The following is a 15,496-nucleotide window of genomic DNA, read 5'->3' as shown; positions in this document are numbered from 1 at the left end:
TCTTGGGTCGGAGACCAGACGCTACCCGGCACTGACACGAGGTAGGCCGTGGGAGCGATCTCGCGGCCAGGATCAAGCCCGGCGGGCAGCGAAACGAACCGTTCAGTTTGCTCGATCGGTTACGGTCTTTCGATGCAGCTTCGGTTGAAGGAACACTGGAAACTGGTCGCGCTCGGACTGGCGTTGATCGTGGCGATCGCGTTCATCGTCGTATCGGCACTCTCCGACTCCAGTGAGGCGGCCTCGCCGAAGCAGAAGTCAGGCGGTCCGATCGTCGAGCAGGGCGTTGTCGACGTGGACCTCTCCGATCCTCCGCAACAAGCCTGGGAACTCGATGTCCGTACGCTCACGGATAACTCCGGCGACGTGTTGTTGTCGATGCCTTCCGGCCTCGATCGCTACTACGGCTACGGAAACACGTACCAGGTCGGTGACGTGCTGGTGGCCGCGACGGCTTATCCCCTGCCCAAGACCGACGAGTCTTCGTCGGGCCAGGGAGTCGGTGACGTCTCACTGGTCGGTGTGAATCCCGACGACGGAAGTCCGCTGTGGAAAACACGAATCGGCGGAGTCATCGGCCAGTGCAGCCAACAGAACGAGTCCACGATCATCGCGTGCTGGGGCGATCGACGAATGACCTTTGTCGATACCGCGACCGGAACTCTGTTGTCCGACCTCGGAACCGACTTCGATCTCAGTGGTGCCGCCATCACCGGAGACACTGTGTACACGTCCGGCGAGAGAGTGGACGGAACCGTTCGCACACGAATTCTTGCCAGTGGCAACACCACCAATGTGACGGCCAACTTCGTTCGCACCTTCGAACCAAGTGAAAGGTTCGGATCGGTCTACACGATCCCGAGCACCAACACGGTCATTGCGATGGAACAGGGCGATGGCGGGGACCCACAGTACCGCTATCGAATCTACGATCTGGATTCCGGCGCAGAACGATTCAGATTCGAGGGTGATTCGCTCGTCCCTGCCGGGAACGGATTGTTCCTCACCAGTGTCGGCGGCAGATCAGGCTATGTAGGAACCCAAAACCTTTTGGCTTCCGACGGATCCACGATTCATGCGATACCGATTCCCTCCTCCTCATCTTCGTCCTACCCGAGTAAGCCCTCGACAGCGGTGCCGATGTTTCTCGGCGACGGCGCCTACGACCCGGAGTCCGGTGACGAACTTTGGCGCAGTTCACAAATCGTCAATACCGAGATGGCCGGGACGGGAAGCGCCATTGCCGCAGTGGTAGGAAAGACAATCCTGGTCACCTCACCGGAGACCCGCACAATCTCGGGTCTCGACGTCGAGAGTGGTCGACAGCTGTGGCAGACACCCTGGCAAGACGCGTACTGGGTTCGAAACGGAGCGACCGATGGCGACCACTTCGTCTTCAGCGACTACACCGGTATGCACGCAATCCGGGCTCGCGACGGAAAGATGATGTGGTCGGTTCCCCTTCCGCCAGAGGTCGATCCGCGCGGAGTTGTCGTCTCGAATGCCGGCAAAAACGTGTCGTTCTCCTGGCAGAACCATTTCACCGTTTGGCGATAGGCCGGCAACATCACCGATACCGTGTCGTAACTGACCAGCCTACTCACCAACAAGCAAGTGGATAGACGTGCAGCAATCAACGTCCACAATCCAATCTTGCGCATTTGTTCAATATCGGGGGAACGATCTCGGACAACTGCATATATCTCCGCGACTCCAACTTCGGAAGGATCAGACCAGACCTGCAGTGAAGGGGTGCGTACACATCGCTCCGACTAAGGTGCCTGATCCACTCCAACCATAAAGGGAGCCAACGGGAATGGACGCGAAATCCTCTGTTCGCAGTCGGCAAAAAATAGTCCAGATTGCGCGCAAACATCTGCGTACTGGAGGACCGGACTCAGACCAAATTCGTCGTCATTTCGGTTTGCAAAAACGCGCGTTCTTCACACAGCTCGACACTCATCTCGACGATTCTGCACTTTCAATGCCCGAAAAAGTTGCACTCCGCCGCATCTGCCGACAAGAAAATACAAGATGCCCGATCAAACGTATGAACATCTCAGCAGGTCAAGCCGACTCATCCCGGCCGATGAACGACGCGCTGCCTTTCCCACCCCCTGAACCATCCCGCTTGATGATCGAAATCCGCCAACTACGTTGAGCCGCTGAATGATTCCGCAGAACCCTCTTCTCGGATCAGGATCATCGGAGATCCAACAGTCGCGCGACTTTCAGGCTCAAATGCAAGGCCAACCGGTCGTCGCCGTTTGCCAGGTCTGCGCGTGTTATCTCCTGAATTCGCCGCAACCGATAGTACAAGCTCCCCCGATGCACACAGAGCGCCTCGGACGTTCGCTTTACGTCACCGGCATTGTCCAAAAAGCTCTCCAGCGTCGCGAGTAGGGCCTCACTCTTGGTGTCCTCATGGCTGAGCAAGGACTGCAGCCCAGAATGAATACTGTTCTCGAGCCGATCCTCCGACAGTTCGGCCAGAAGGCCGTAGACACCGAGATCCCGATACCGCACAACATTTCCGAGCACCTTGACGACCTGGGCCACATCTGCGGAACGCCTGGACTCTTCGTAGGATTCGCGCACGTCTGCAACCGAGGTTCGCGATTCACCGATACCAACCCAACAGTCCAGGTTCTGACGCCCACTTTCAGACAAGATTCGCTTTTGGGCTGCAACGATCAGCGAGTCCAGATGGGTATGCGTCGAGCGTTCGGCCACCGATACGATGAGCAGGCTGTGGTCGGGGCGGTCGAGTTGGATTGCACTGTTCCGCGGGAGCCTCCGCCGAAGCTGATCGACGCCGACGGCAACACTCAGACGATCTCTTTCGGTCAATGTCGACCGGTCGACAGGACGGAGCAACATAGTGACCACGACTGCTGGACCCGCAGCCAACAAGCCCTCCTCGGCCAACCTGTTTGCCGCGTCCTCGCGCAGCGACCGCTCGCCGGAAAGTACGTCACGAGTAAGTTCCCGCTCCCGACTTCGAGACAACTCGTCCAGTAGCTGTTCTCGGTGAAGGATCGTTGCTGCCGCGTCAGCCGTGCGCCTCAAGACCTCGGCTTGATCCTCGTCAACGTCGCCCTCCGAAGTCAACAGCCAGACGAAGCCCAGCAGCGCATTGCGGTACCGGATCGGCATCCCGACCCGGCCAAGGGTCAGTCCTAGTTCCTCGTTGACGGGAACAATGAAGACATCAAGGGCTTCACGGCCCCCGCTCGAGAAAATGAAGTCTACGATCTCACGTGAAACATTCCGCTGTAGAACGGAATTCATTCTGACGGGATCAACGGCACTGTCATGGGAGTTGTACGCGAGTAGACGGATCTGTGCATCATCGATCGCAACGGAACGGTCGAGTCGGCGCCCGGTGGTGTCCACCAAATGCTGTAGTTCTCCGGCCATGGTCGAACTGTACGAGTTGCGCTCTCCTTTTTGCAACAAATGACCAAATTTATCGTCGGCATTTTGCACAAATGCCAGTGATGCAACTAACTTTCGCACCATAAGCTCGCTTCATGCCGAAGCACTCGAGACCCGGAACGTCTTCACTCGGTCTGCGACCCGGCAGACGTGGCATCGAGAGGTCGGACGTTCAGCAGCGACGAGATCTGTTGCAGCCGTGTGATTTGCAAAGTTGAGCCCGAGGCCCGCCGGCACGAACTCCCTCAGGCAAAGTCGCCTCCGACCCGAAATCGACAACGACCTACGTTCACCAGTTCAATGTCGGATCCCACCGACCTCTTTCAATTTCGAATACCTCGAATGACGACTGTGACGTCACGAAAACGTTGCCATTCAGCATATCCCGAGAGGAATCAGTATGACCGGCACAGCAAATGCTCCTGTAGAGCAGGAGACCGCGACTTCACCGGAACGTCGATCGGCGCGCCGTAGGGCCCTGATTGCCGGCGCGACAGGCAACATCGTCGAATGGTTCGATTTCACGATCTACGGATTCACTGCCGCAGTTCTCGCGACCGTGTTCTTCCCTCCGGAGTTCGGCAGTGGCGCACTGCTTGCCACCTTCGCTCTTTACGGAGTCGCATTCTTGGCCAGACCAGCCGGCGGCATCTTCTTCGGACGGCTGGGTGACCGTCTCGGCCGACGGAGATCATTGTCCCTGGCAATTACGCTCATGGGCTGCTCGACGGCGGCTATCGGTCTCCTACCGACGTACGCTTCGATCGGTGTTGCCGCACCGCTGTTGCTGCTGGTGTGCCGATTGGTTCAAGGATTCTCGGCCGGGGGCGAATACACCGGAGCTGCCACCTTCGTCGTCGAGCATGCGCCGTCCCACCGCCGAGGCTTGTACGCAGGGATAATCAGTTCTTCGTCGTTCGTCGGCAGCATCTTGGCCACGGTCACAGTCTTGTCATTCAGCTCGGTCGGCGCTGAGCACTTCGCCGACGGAGGATGGCGTTGGCCGTTCATCATCGGAGGCGTTGTCGCCATGGTGGGTCTGTTCATGAGGCTTGCCGTCGAGGAGACTCCGGCGTTCAAGGAAATGCAAGAAAACGATTCCCTTCCAACCCGCCCACTGGCAGATCTGTTCCGCAATCACTGGCGGACTCTGCTCACGTCCTTCGTGTACTTCGCCTCGCTCGGTGTCGTTACTCATATGCTGCTCGGCTACATGCCGACATTTCTGGTTCTCTCAGCCGATGTTCCGAGCACGGTTGCACTGCTGATGACAACCGGCGCTTTGGTTCTCGCAGTCCCGCTGTTCATCTTCTTCGGCGCAACAGTCGACCGAATCGGCCGGAGACCACTCGTCAGAATCGGTATGGTGATGTCAGTTTTCGTATCGGTGCCCAGCTACATGCTCATCGGCACCGGGAATGCTTTCGCGATTGCCGTTGCCCTGGCCGCTCTGGTCGTCGCGCTCTCCTTGCTTGCTTCCGCCTTGCTCGTAATTCTCGAAATGATGCCGACACATGCGCGATTCACCGGCACGGCAATCCCTTACAACGTCGCGTATGCACTCTTCGCAGGAACTGCGCCTCTGGTGTGCGCATCGTTGGTCAACGCCACAGGAAGCAATCTGTCCCCGGCCTTCTACGCAACCGCCATCGCTTTGATCGCGCTTCCCATTTTGTGGCGAGGGATTCCGGAAACGAAAGACCGGTCAGCCACGCAGAGCAGTTCGACGAAACAGTTCTGACAATGGGCGCGCCATGGTTGCGATTTTTTGCGCAGCTGTCGATAGCGTTCCGCGTGCCGCCGAGCGAGAGTTGAGGATGACGATCTTCTGGGCCTTCAGGTGCGAAATCAGGCAAGGCAGAGCCCATTCCGAGAAGTCGGGGTGCGGCTCTCCAGAGGAGGTCGAAGCCGTCAGGCTTACCAAGAACCCAAGCTCACCAGTCGAAGAGATGCGCTTTCGATCTGGCGAAGCCACAAGAAGGAGGGGCCGAAAGTGCCTAACAACAAGACCGACGCAGTTGTCGTCGGAGCTGGAGTAATCGGCAGCTCCATCGCCTACGAACTGGCCGCCCGAGGTTACGAAGTCCTGGTCATCGACAAGTCTGGCGGTCCGGGCTACGGCTCGACCAGTGCATCCAGTGCGGTTATCCGGTTCAACTACTCCACATTCGACGGTATGGCTGCAGCTTGGGAGTCGCTGCATTGCTGGCAAAACTGGAACGAGCATCTCAACGCGACGGTCGACGGCGCGCTTGCGAAGTTTCGGCAATGCGGAATGGCACTGCTCGACGTCGACGTCGCACCCCACGCGCGCACGATTGGATTATTCGAGAAGATCGGAATCGACTACCAACTCTGGGACGCAACGACACTCGTCGAGAAGATTCCCGGTATCGACGCAGGTAAATACTATCCACCCAAGCCAGTCGACTCGGAGTCCTTCTTCGCAGATGCGGAAACCACGCTCGGAGCGCTGTACACACCTCAGGCGGGGTTCGTCGACGACCCGCAACTGGCCGCCGCGAATCTTGCTGCGGCAGCACGTTCGCACGGTGCGGTTTTCGCGTACAACACGCGTGTGGTGGCAGTCGAGCAGTTGCCTGACGGCATCTGGCAGTTAGGGCTCCACGACGGGGTAAGTGTGAAATCCAAGATTGTCGTCAACGCTGCCGGCCCCTGGTCGGGAGAGTTCAACAAGCTGTCGAATGTCGGGTCCGACTTCAAGGTTTCGGTTCGGCCCTTGCGTCAGGAAGTCCATCACGTCACCGCACCCACTGGGTACAACGACGACGAGGTCCTCGGCCCGATGATCGCCGATTTGGATCTCGGAACCTACATGCGAGCCGAACCTGGAAACGGTTTCCTTGTCGGCGGGACCGAACCGGATTGCGATCCCCTCGAGTGGATCGACGATCCTGATACCGCGAACCCGAATCGCACTGTTGCCCGGTTCGAAGCGCAAGTTTTCCGCGCCGCCAGACGTTTCCCCAGCTTGGAAGTCCCGTCACAACCGAAAGGTATTGCCGGCGTGTACGACGCAGCATCTGATTGGACCCCGATCTACGACAAGACAGATAAACGAGGTTTCTACGTCGCCATGGGCACCAGCGGAAACCAATTCAAGAATGCGCCCATCGCCGGGCGCCTCATGTCCAGGATCATCGACAAGGTGGAAGCTGGACACGATCACGACGCTGATCCGCTGACCTATGTCGGGATGCACACCGGGCTCGAAATCGACCTCGGCGCTTTCTCCCGCCTGCGGGCACCCAATGCCGAGTCGACCGGGACCGTCATGGGTTAGAAGTGTTGTCAGGCTTGGAGAATCGATAGCCTCGACAACTGAATAGACACGGCTGTGGGTGTCCACCACCTGGTGGACACCCACAGCCGACTTCTCCTTCAACGGCGTCTACGGAAAATCGCCCGTCGAATGTGTCAGCGTGCACATCGTCACCGGGACGAACAGCTACCGTGCATGGCATTTTTTCAAGTAGCTCAGGAACGATGCCTGCAGCCCGGTGACATGCGTCTCGTGCAACAACGCGGTCGAAACATCCTGCGACCACCCCGTGCCGTGCAACTGCTCCACGACAGCGAGAACGTTACGTGCCAGTCCGCGATAGATCGGAATGGGCCCTGTCAGTTCGGCTTCGTTCAGCGTGACGTGCAGCTGCGGCACAACTGAGCCCACGCCGCGCTCCGGCCGGGCCTCGACCATTGTGTGGATCTGGCTGTCAGCGTTCACAACTCCGGGACTACCCGCACCGAAGGTCGCGAAGGGGGCCGCGTCGCTCAGCCATGCATAGAGGGCGAAAAGTCCTCCGTACGAATACCCGAAGAGTCCGTGCCCGGACTCGCTGACACGTAGCTCCGACGAGTACAGGCGAGGGTGGAGTTCGTTGGTCAGGAAGTCGAGGAAGACGTCCGCGTGGGTGTCTGCCAGCTCCTCGAGGTAGGCGTCCACATACTCCTGGGTCATTGCACCCGAGTCGCGAGCAGCGGCAAGAGTAGCCATCATTTCGTCGCCTACCGGTTCCCCGGGCGGCACGAGATCGCGGTTGCGTAGCCGTGCCCAGTTGGCGGCTTCCTCACCGGCATAACCGACGCTGACCTGGATGTACGGGGCGATCGTCAGATACGGGTCTGCCTGCGTGACGATGAGCGGGGCGGTAAGACCTACAGCCCAGTTGCCGTCCATCACGTAGATCAGCGGTAAGGGATCCGTGGAGTCCGCGTAGCCGGGAGGTGTTGTCACCCAGACGCCGTAGCTGTGCCCCGACTTCGCCGTTATTTCGAAGTACTCCGTGTCTGCAAAACATCCGTGCAGCATTGCGCTCATCGAACCTCTCCCTTCACTACGCGGCCGGACTTCACGACGAGAACAGCCATGTCCGGATCGGCGAACACCTTGGCGTCGTGGAGCGGGTCTTGCTGCCAGGCGACCATGTCCGCCTGCATTCCGACGCGGATAGTTCCGACGGTTTCCCCGATACCGAGGATGTCAGCGTTGACGCTGGTGGCCGATACGAGAGCATGCATCGGCGACTCCAACTCGGCCCGCAAGCGCAACTCCTCGCCTCGGCGCTGCTGGTGCGGCCCGATGAGGTCCGAGCCCAGGCCGATCCTCAGGCCTGCTGCGCGAGAGACCGCGAGTGCCGAGGCCATGCGCTGACGGACTCCGGCGGCGCGGTCTCGTATTGCGGGGTCCAGGTCCATGCTCTCGGTGTCCGTCAACTGCTCGACCACGGCGAAGGTGGGGACCAGAGCCACGTCGTGCTCGCGCATCAACTGAGCAGTCTCTTCGTCGATGTCGGTGCCATGTTCCACGCACCGGACACCGGCCCGCACTGCGTTGCGAATGCCCGCATTGTTGTGCGCGTGCACCGTGACGTAGGTGCCGCGCGACGCTGCTTCTTCCACTGCCACGGAGATTTCCTCGACGGTGAACTGTGTGTCGGTGAGGTGGTCATGGCCTCCGACGACACCGCCGGTGACGCACAGTTTCAGGAAGGTTGCGCCTCGGCAGAACGACTCGCGCACATTGCGTCGTAGTTCGTCGGCATTACCCGACATCAAGGACAGGGCGCAGAGCCCTGGAATGTGGTGCATGTTCCACAGCTCGGTCGGCTCCCACGCGGCCCCGTAGTAGCCGTGTCCACCGGTCTGGCACTGCACAGGACCACACGAGAGGACACGCGGACCACGCACCTTGCCGCTCGCAATAACGTCGACTACTCCGCCGTCGATGCCACCGACGTCTCGCACCGTGGTAAAGCCCGCGTCGAGGGCATGGCCCGCGGTGGCGAAGATGCCAGCAGCCAGTTCGGCTGCCGAGAGCTCGAACCCGAACTGCCTTCGGATCGGACTCGAAATGCCTAGGTGGACATGGGCATCGATGAGTCCCGGAGTCAGAAGCATGCCGTCCAAGTCAACTGTGGTCGAACCCGACGGCGCCTGTCCGATCGCGGTGACAATGCCGTCGCTCACGCACACGTCGACTTCGACCGGGTCGGTACCCGATCCATCCGCGACCATGCCGCCGGCAAACCAAACGTCAGTCAAAGGGACCTCCCGAGCATTAGAAACCACTCTCCTAAACACTGGTGAATTCGATATGCGGTACCGTACTCAACAGTGGTGAACCCGTCAATGGAGGTAGCGTGAGATCGCCGGTTGGGGAGGGTCGCGAGCGACTGTTACAGGCACTGTTCGACGAGTTCGGTGAAACCGGCCCAAGTCCGAAGCTGTCGATGCGCCAAGTAGCGGAGCGCCTCGGAGTGCACCACACGCTGCTGACCTATCACTTCGGATCACGACCGGGCCTCCTCAGCGCCGTGCTGTCGGAAGCTCGCCGCCGTGACAACCTCGTCATCGCCGCGATGGGCAAAGATCTCGGGTTCGCAGCCCTGTGCAAGGCGATCTGGAGCTTCTACTCGAACGCCGAGCACGAAGATCGAAGCCGCACCTTTTTTCACCTGGCCGGACTTGCGGTATACGAGCACAAAGCATTTCAAGATTTCGCCGCCGACCTCGACGATTTGGCGCACCTCCTCGAAGCGGCAGCCCTTCGCGAAGGATTCACAGTGGTGGATGCACAGCAGCAGAGCATCATCGCAACCGCATGCCTGCGAGGACTGTTGCTGCAGAGGTTGCTCACCCCCGACGCCGAGGTCGACGCGGCAGCCGAGCGCTTCATCACCTCGTTGACAGCGTCCACCACGTAAGCCCCTCACACACAATCGATCACCCCGTTCGAGATCACCGACGCGGGGGCGTTTCACCATGGGCTCGGGCATGTTTCGGCGCGAGATGGTTCCTTGAACCTCGGTTGAATGGTGGTCGATCGCACTTTCGACATCTGTACGAGCGAACTGTCGAAAGATGCGACAAGTGAATGTATCCCGGCTCAGCAGACACACGACATCATCGACATGTCCGATGATTCACGTGAGTTTCGAAAGTCAGGATCGAATTGTGACCGTTACCTTCCGAGCCGCAGAGCTGAACAGCGGAAGCGGGATCTTTCAGCAAGCACTGCTCGGCCAACCCAGTGCAGAGCCACTCGGCGGAGACATCATCACCCGTGCAGACGTCGAGTTCACCAGCGATGACGGGCGCATTCAATCCGGAGTCTGGGAGAGCGAACCAGGAAAGTCGCGGTGGGAGTTCCTCACCCGCGGCGAGATCATCACCATCGTCTCCGGCGCCATGACCGTGGAGGAAGACGACGGCGATCCCGTACATCTCATTGCCGGTACGAGTGCAATCTTCCCCATCGGATGGAAGGGTACGTGGACGGTCACCGAGACCGTGCGCAAGGTGTTCGTCGTATACAACGTATGACCAAGAGAATCAGCAAGATCCGACTTTCACGGCCCGTCGTAGGGACGGATCTCACGACGCAGCCCACTTGCCCTGAGCACCTGTCGCTGAACTCCCGCCCTCACGGAATCCTCGGTGCCGATCACTCTCACATGGTTTCTGGCGCGAGTGATCGCCGTGTACAGCAACTCCCGGGTCAGCAGTGACGACGCCTCGGCCGGCAACATCACCGATACCGTGTCGTACTGGCTGCCCTGGCTCCGGTGAATCGTCATCGCGTAGACGGTCTGCACCGACGAGAGTTGGCTCGGGTGAAGCAGAAACGCATCACTACCACGCTGGAAGGCGGCAATGGGAACGCCATCCTCACGCTGCACGATCACCCCGGCGTCCCCGTTGTAGATCTTGGCCTCGTAGTCGTTGGCCGTCACCAACAGGGGTTGGCCCGGATACCACCTCGTCGGGTCCAGGAATTGCCCTGATGCCGTGCCGACCCACTCCATCGCCTGCTGCGCCCACCGCCCGACTCCGTACGGTCCGTCACGGTGCGCGCACAGAAGGCGGTGCGATTCCAGGCCTTTCAGGGCGCCGATCGCATCACCCTCCTCGGCCGACGCCGTCACCACCTCTGAACCCGCAACGATATCGGCGCGCAATGCGTCAACATCCTCGGGAGAATGGAAGGACACGGCGGGATCACCGCTGCGCAGGATACGCAGAACCTCAGCGGAATCTCCAGCGCGTACTGCTCTGGCCAATGATGCAATGGTTCCGTCGAAGCGGCGCCCACGTGAGAGTTGAATGATCCCGCCCCGCAGACGATCCTGCTCATCCGCACTCAGCGCCTCTTCGGAACCAGTGGCCGTGAGATCGTCACCCACCAACTGTGTCAGCGCCGGATTTCTACTGACTTCTACCGGGCGGGCGACAAGGTCAGCAAGAACAGCGCCGGCGTCGACGGAGGTCAACTGATCGGGATCGCCGACGAGCAGTAGCCGGGCATCGGGGCGAACGGCTTCGAGCAGGCGCGCCATCAACGTTAGGGAGACCATCGACGTCTCGTCGACGACGACCACGTCGTAGGGAAGACTGTTGGTGGCATTGTATTTGAAGCGACTCGAACTCCCCCGCTGCCAACCGAGCAACCGATGCAACGTCATGGCCGCGAGTTCTTTGGGAAGGCCAAGGCTCGCCGTCTGCTCACGAACGGACTCCTGCAGCCGTGCTGCGGCCTTACCCGTCGGTGCGGCCAGTCCGATGCGGGCGTTCGATTCCAGCTCTGCCGACAGAAGCGCGAGAATACGTGCGACCGTATGGGTTTTGCCGGTTCCGGGCCCACCGGCGATGACCGTGGTCCACTGTGTCGCGGCGAGAGCAGCGGCTATCCGTTGACGATCAGGGGCGGTGGTCGGACCGTTCTCGTCGGCGAACAACGAATCCAGTCGCGCTCGGACGGCTTTCACGTCGGCGGGTGGCCAGGTGGACGCACGCTCACCGAGGACTCGCCGAATCGTCTGCTCCTGCAGAAAATATCGATCGAGGTAGAGGAGTTCACCGTCGTCCGTGTCGACCAACCGGAGCGGCCTGAGCGGGCCGGCGTTTCCGCCGATCACCAGAGGGCTCAGCCGAAGGGCGGCAACGATCTCCGACGGTTCGGGCCACGGCAACGAGGTAAGTTCTTCTTCCGTCGCGTTGTCGACGCTCACATCACGCATCCGTCGCAGATCGAGGCACACCGAACCTGATCGCACGGCCCGGACCGCCAACGCTGCGGCCAGCATCACCTCGTCCGACGTTTCACCGCCCAGGCTGCACACTCTCGTCGCGACATGAACATCGGCGGCAACCAGCACCCCAGCTTCGTTGAAGATCCGCACGATCCCTTTGGCGCGCTGCGCCAATTGCGCCTCGGTCATCGAATCTTCTCCCCTGTTGTCTGGGACGCGTCAAGACCGGCCAACAGATCCGACAGTTCGATCGTCAACTGAGCAGGCGGCTTCCATTCGAAGACACCGCATTCCGGCGGGCTGTCCGGGCCGAGCATCCCGCGCACGAATTGATACTGAGCGCCGCCGAGATGACGGTGCGGATCGTAGTCGGGCAGTCGCCAGCGCAGATACCGATGCAATGCAACCGAATACAGCAGCGCTTGCAGCGGATAGTGCGAGCGCATCATCTCCGTCGCCATGAGTTCGCGCGTGTAGTTGGCAGCCGTCAGATCACCGCGGCCGAGCCGGTTGGTCTTGTAATCGACGATCACGAACGACGGGCCCGGGATCCGCAATACGGCGTCGATACTGCCCGTCAGGAATCCGCGCATCGGGGACGTCTCGACACGGTCCAGATAGTCGGCGTACGACGCCAGAATGTCTTCGGCGGGAAGGTGGCGCCTCAACAGTTCCGACACTCCGCGGAGTGTGACACTCATCGACACCGGATCGTCGCCACCGGCCAGTGGGAGTTCGAAATCGAGTTCGGGAAGACGATCTTTCGGCCCGATCGTGGCCAAGGTTCCGAATCCCAAGGGAGTCTGCATCACCAGATACAGCGCATCCGCGAGTGCCTCCGAGTCCACCTCGGCCGCCCGAATCGAGACCGCCTCGGCGCAGCGCCTCCCGAGTTCCGCCCTCAGATCTGCCGCAGCCGTGTCCACCACCTCGAGCACTTCATGCACCAGCGTGCCGAATGCGGCGCCCGCAGGAAGTCCGTTCATTGGTGAAGGCAACGCCTCCAGTGGGGAAGGGGCGACAGTCCCGATGTCTACGGAATCGTCCGGCTCGTCGTCCTTTTCGGGATCCTCGACTTCACTGTCGGTGGTCGTGACCGCGTGGTGAGCTCCGGCGGTGAGTGCCGAGTACGACGTACGACGCCACAGAGTGTCCAGGTCTCGACCGAAACTCGCCGCGGCCAGTTCGGACACATCCGCGGCTGCTCTGGACCACTGGACCGGCGAGGGTGGATGTGGACCAACAGGTTCCACCGAGATCACGTCGGAAGCTGCTGCCGGCCAGGTTGCGAGACGTGCTGCGGTTGTACCGTCGTCGAGCACCTTCACTACCCGAGCAGGTTCGGCGATGCCGGGTGTACGTCCGAGCATCAACCGGTGCAGTGGCGAGCGCGAGGTCCCGTAGCTCGGCGCCCACCAGAGCACTAGTTGGCACTGCGCCCGGGTCAGCGCCACGTACAGCAGCCGCAGTTCTTCGCCCGCTTCTTCGGCCTCCGCAACAGTCTTTCTGGCGTTGTATCCCGGGCCTTCCTGCCCACCGACGTCGAGGATGCGGCGTCCCTCCGGGTCGTGCAACAGCTGCGTCGGCGAGTTGAAGCCGCCAACGCTCTCCCAACTGAACGGGACGTAGACGATCGGGAACTCGAGCCCTTTGGTGGCGTGCACCGTCGCGATTTGCACTGCGGCAGCGTCACTGTCGAGGCGACGGCTTCGGTCGGTGGCACTCCCGGACGTCGGGTCTTTGATCCGGTCGGAAAGCCAGCGAACCAGTGCGCTCAACCCGAACGCTTCCTCGGTGGCGACGCGACCGAGAAGTTGTGCGACGTGCCGCAGATCGGTGAAATCTCGTTCGCCAGAAGGGGCCGCGAGTACACGCTTCTCCAGATTTGTTTCGGCAGAGATCCTTTCGAACACAGCCGCGAACCCGACGCGCGCAAACAACCCGGAGTAGGAGCGCAGTTGACCCGCGAGTTCCGCGACGACGTTGTCGCCGTCCGCGTCCAGTTCTTCGGAGGTGCGCCCGAAAATCGGGGAGAGGGCCGTCAACCGGACACGATCGGAGCGATGGGGCTGCTCGATCGCCTGCAGCAGCCACAGCCACTGCGTCGCACTGGGTGTCGCGAAAACACTGGACCCACCGGTCAGCACGGACGGTACACCTACGGCATCGAGCGCATCGCGAATCATCGCCACGTGCTTGTGGGTGCGTACCAACACCGCGACGTCTCCCGGTTCGACCGGGCGTAGATCACCGTCGACGGCCAATCGGGCATCGCTGCCCAGCAGACCGACCACGTCTGCTGCGACGTCGTCTGCGACACGACTGCGAAGTCTGCCGACTGCCGGAAATCCCGAACGATTGAGCGGGCCGGCTCCGGTTCGCGGTAGATGGCGCACACGCATCGGCACGGGCCCGGACAACCGAGACTTCTTGTGCGAAGCCTCCACCGGATGCGCGACGATGCCCTCGTTACCGAGTGCGGCGCCGCCGTAGAGGTGTTCGAGTGCCGCCAACAACCCTGGGTCGCTACGCCAATTGGTGGTCAACTCCTGGTGCGCATCCGCCTGATCGACCGCATCGAGATAACTCAGGACTTCTGCCCCGCGGAACGCATAGATGGCTTGTTTGGGATCACCGACCAGGACCAGGGTGGTGTGTCCGTGGAAGGCCAACCGCAGAATGTCCCACTGCAACGGATCGGTGTCCTGGAACTCGTCGATCAGCACGACCTTGAACTTCTCGCGCACCCGACGGCACGCGACGGGGCCGTATTCCGGATCCGTCAATACACCGTGCAACAGCGTCAGCAGATCGTTGAAGTCGCGAATTCCTTTGGTCCGCTTACGTCGTTCGACCTCGACACGAGCAGCAGCCGCGAACAGGACGCGCTGGCCGGGTGCGGTCTCCTCCTCGCCATCGGGTTCGAGAATTGCCTGACCATCGCCGACTGCGCTTCGCGCAATGGCGAGCGCATCCTTCGTGGAGAACGGTGGAGACGAGTCCGTCCGGCTGTAGCGGCTGAGGTACAAATCCGAGACGACCTCACTGATCAGGTCGTCGACCGACTCTACAAAAGTTGTATCCGGCTCACGTTCCCCGGCGATGCCGAGACCGTCGAGCATCCGCTGGCAGAAACTGTGGGTGGTCGTGATGGTGCCGGCGTCGAACTCCGCGAGGGCACGCAGGAGTCGACGACGCCGAACGCCGATCTCCTCGTCGTCAGCTGTGGCGAGGTAGGCCACCAGATCATCTTCCGACCGCCGTGCCGTCTCTGGGTCGACTAGAGCGGCGGACACTCCGGCAAACCTCTCCCTGGCACGCTCACGAAGTTCCTGAGTGGCAGCCCTGCTGAATGTCACCAGCAGAACTTGCGATATGTCAGCGAGACCTTCGGCAACACAACGAGTCGCGAGTCCGACGATCGCGTAGGTCTTGCCAGTTCCGGCACTCGCTTCCAACACCGTGGTACCGGTAGGCAGTGGCCCCAAAAGATCGAAGTCCACGGG

The 15,496-nt window shown here is 60.8% G+C and carries 11 protein-coding genes; 6 read left to right on the top strand and 5 right to left on the bottom strand.

Annotated features, from left to right (window positions below):
• Nucleotides 1–132: 132 nt before the first annotated feature.
• A complete protein-coding gene (locus ACWF6P_RS29170) occupies nucleotides 133–1,557 on the top strand; it encodes an outer membrane protein assembly factor BamB family protein (protein WP_452623370.1) in 1,425 nt (474 codons plus the stop codon).
• 259 nt (nucleotides 1,558–1,816) lie between these two features.
• Entirely contained in the window at nucleotides 1,817–2,161 is a 345-nt protein-coding gene (locus ACWF6P_RS29165) for a hypothetical protein (RefSeq protein WP_452623369.1), read from the top strand.
• 41 nt (nucleotides 2,162–2,202) lie between these two features.
• On the opposite strand, the gene ACWF6P_RS29160 is transcribed toward ACWF6P_RS29165, so the two are convergent.
• Nucleotides 2,203–3,420 carry a PucR family transcriptional regulator gene (locus tag ACWF6P_RS29160; protein ID WP_452623368.1) on the bottom strand — a complete coding sequence of 406 codons (1,218 nt, stop codon included), beginning with the start codon at nucleotides 3,418–3,420 and terminating at the stop codon, nucleotides 2,203–2,205.
• A gap of 418 nt (nucleotides 3,421–3,838) precedes the next feature.
• Here ACWF6P_RS29160 and ACWF6P_RS29155 point away from each other — a divergent pair, with 418 nt between their 5' ends.
• On the top strand, nucleotides 3,839–5,179 hold the full coding sequence (locus ACWF6P_RS29155) for an MFS transporter (protein WP_452623367.1): 1,341 nt from the start codon (nucleotides 3,839–3,841) through the stop codon (nucleotides 5,177–5,179).
• 252 nt (nucleotides 5,180–5,431) lie between these two features.
• Nucleotides 5,432–6,742 (top strand): NAD(P)/FAD-dependent oxidoreductase, encoded by a 1,311-nt coding sequence (locus ACWF6P_RS29150; protein WP_452623366.1) that lies wholly within the window; start codon nucleotides 5,432–5,434, stop codon nucleotides 6,740–6,742.
• A gap of 165 nt (nucleotides 6,743–6,907) precedes the next feature.
• Here ACWF6P_RS29150 and ACWF6P_RS29145 read toward each other — a convergent pair whose 3' ends face one another.
• Together ACWF6P_RS29145 and ACWF6P_RS29140 are read right to left on the bottom strand one after the other, a co-directional pair.
• Entirely contained in the window at nucleotides 6,908–7,780 is an 873-nt protein-coding gene (locus tag ACWF6P_RS29145; RefSeq protein WP_452623365.1) for an alpha/beta hydrolase, read from the bottom strand.
• Complete coding sequence (locus ACWF6P_RS29140; RefSeq protein ID WP_452623364.1) at nucleotides 7,777–9,003, bottom strand: amidohydrolase family protein; 1,227 nt, start codon at nucleotides 9,001–9,003, stop codon at nucleotides 7,777–7,779. The genes ACWF6P_RS29145 and ACWF6P_RS29140 overlap by 4 nt, the downstream gene beginning before the upstream one ends.
• 98 nt (nucleotides 9,004–9,101) lie before the next feature.
• On the opposite strand from ACWF6P_RS29140, the gene ACWF6P_RS29135 reads away from it, so the two are divergent.
• Both ACWF6P_RS29135 and ACWF6P_RS29130 read left to right on the top strand, forming a co-directional pair.
• Complete coding sequence (locus ACWF6P_RS29135) at nucleotides 9,102–9,665, top strand: TetR/AcrR family transcriptional regulator (protein ID WP_378448893.1); 564 nt, start codon at nucleotides 9,102–9,104, stop codon at nucleotides 9,663–9,665.
• Between the two features lie 250 nt (nucleotides 9,666–9,915).
• A complete protein-coding gene (locus ACWF6P_RS29130; RefSeq protein ID WP_452623363.1) occupies nucleotides 9,916–10,284 on the top strand; it encodes a cupin domain-containing protein in 369 nt (122 codons plus the stop codon).
• A gap of 26 nt (nucleotides 10,285–10,310) precedes the next feature.
• On the opposite strand, the gene recD is transcribed toward ACWF6P_RS29130, so the two are convergent.
• Both recD and ACWF6P_RS29120 read right to left on the bottom strand, forming a co-directional pair.
• Nucleotides 10,311–12,179 carry an exodeoxyribonuclease V subunit alpha gene (gene recD / locus ACWF6P_RS29125; protein ID WP_452623362.1) on the bottom strand — a complete coding sequence of 623 codons (1,869 nt, stop codon included), beginning with the start codon at nucleotides 12,177–12,179 and terminating at the stop codon, nucleotides 10,311–10,313.
• Entirely contained in the window at nucleotides 12,176–15,493 is a 3,318-nt protein-coding gene (locus tag ACWF6P_RS29120) for a UvrD-helicase domain-containing protein (RefSeq protein ID WP_452623361.1), read from the bottom strand. Before ACWF6P_RS29120 ends, recD begins: the two co-directional genes overlap by 4 nt.
• Nucleotides 15,494–15,496 lie beyond the last annotated feature (3 nt).

This window comes from Rhodococcus sp. NPDC055024, assembly GCF_053608585.1.
Note: the sequence above shows the minus strand (reverse complement) of the source record. Positions and strands in the feature narration are given on the sequence as shown.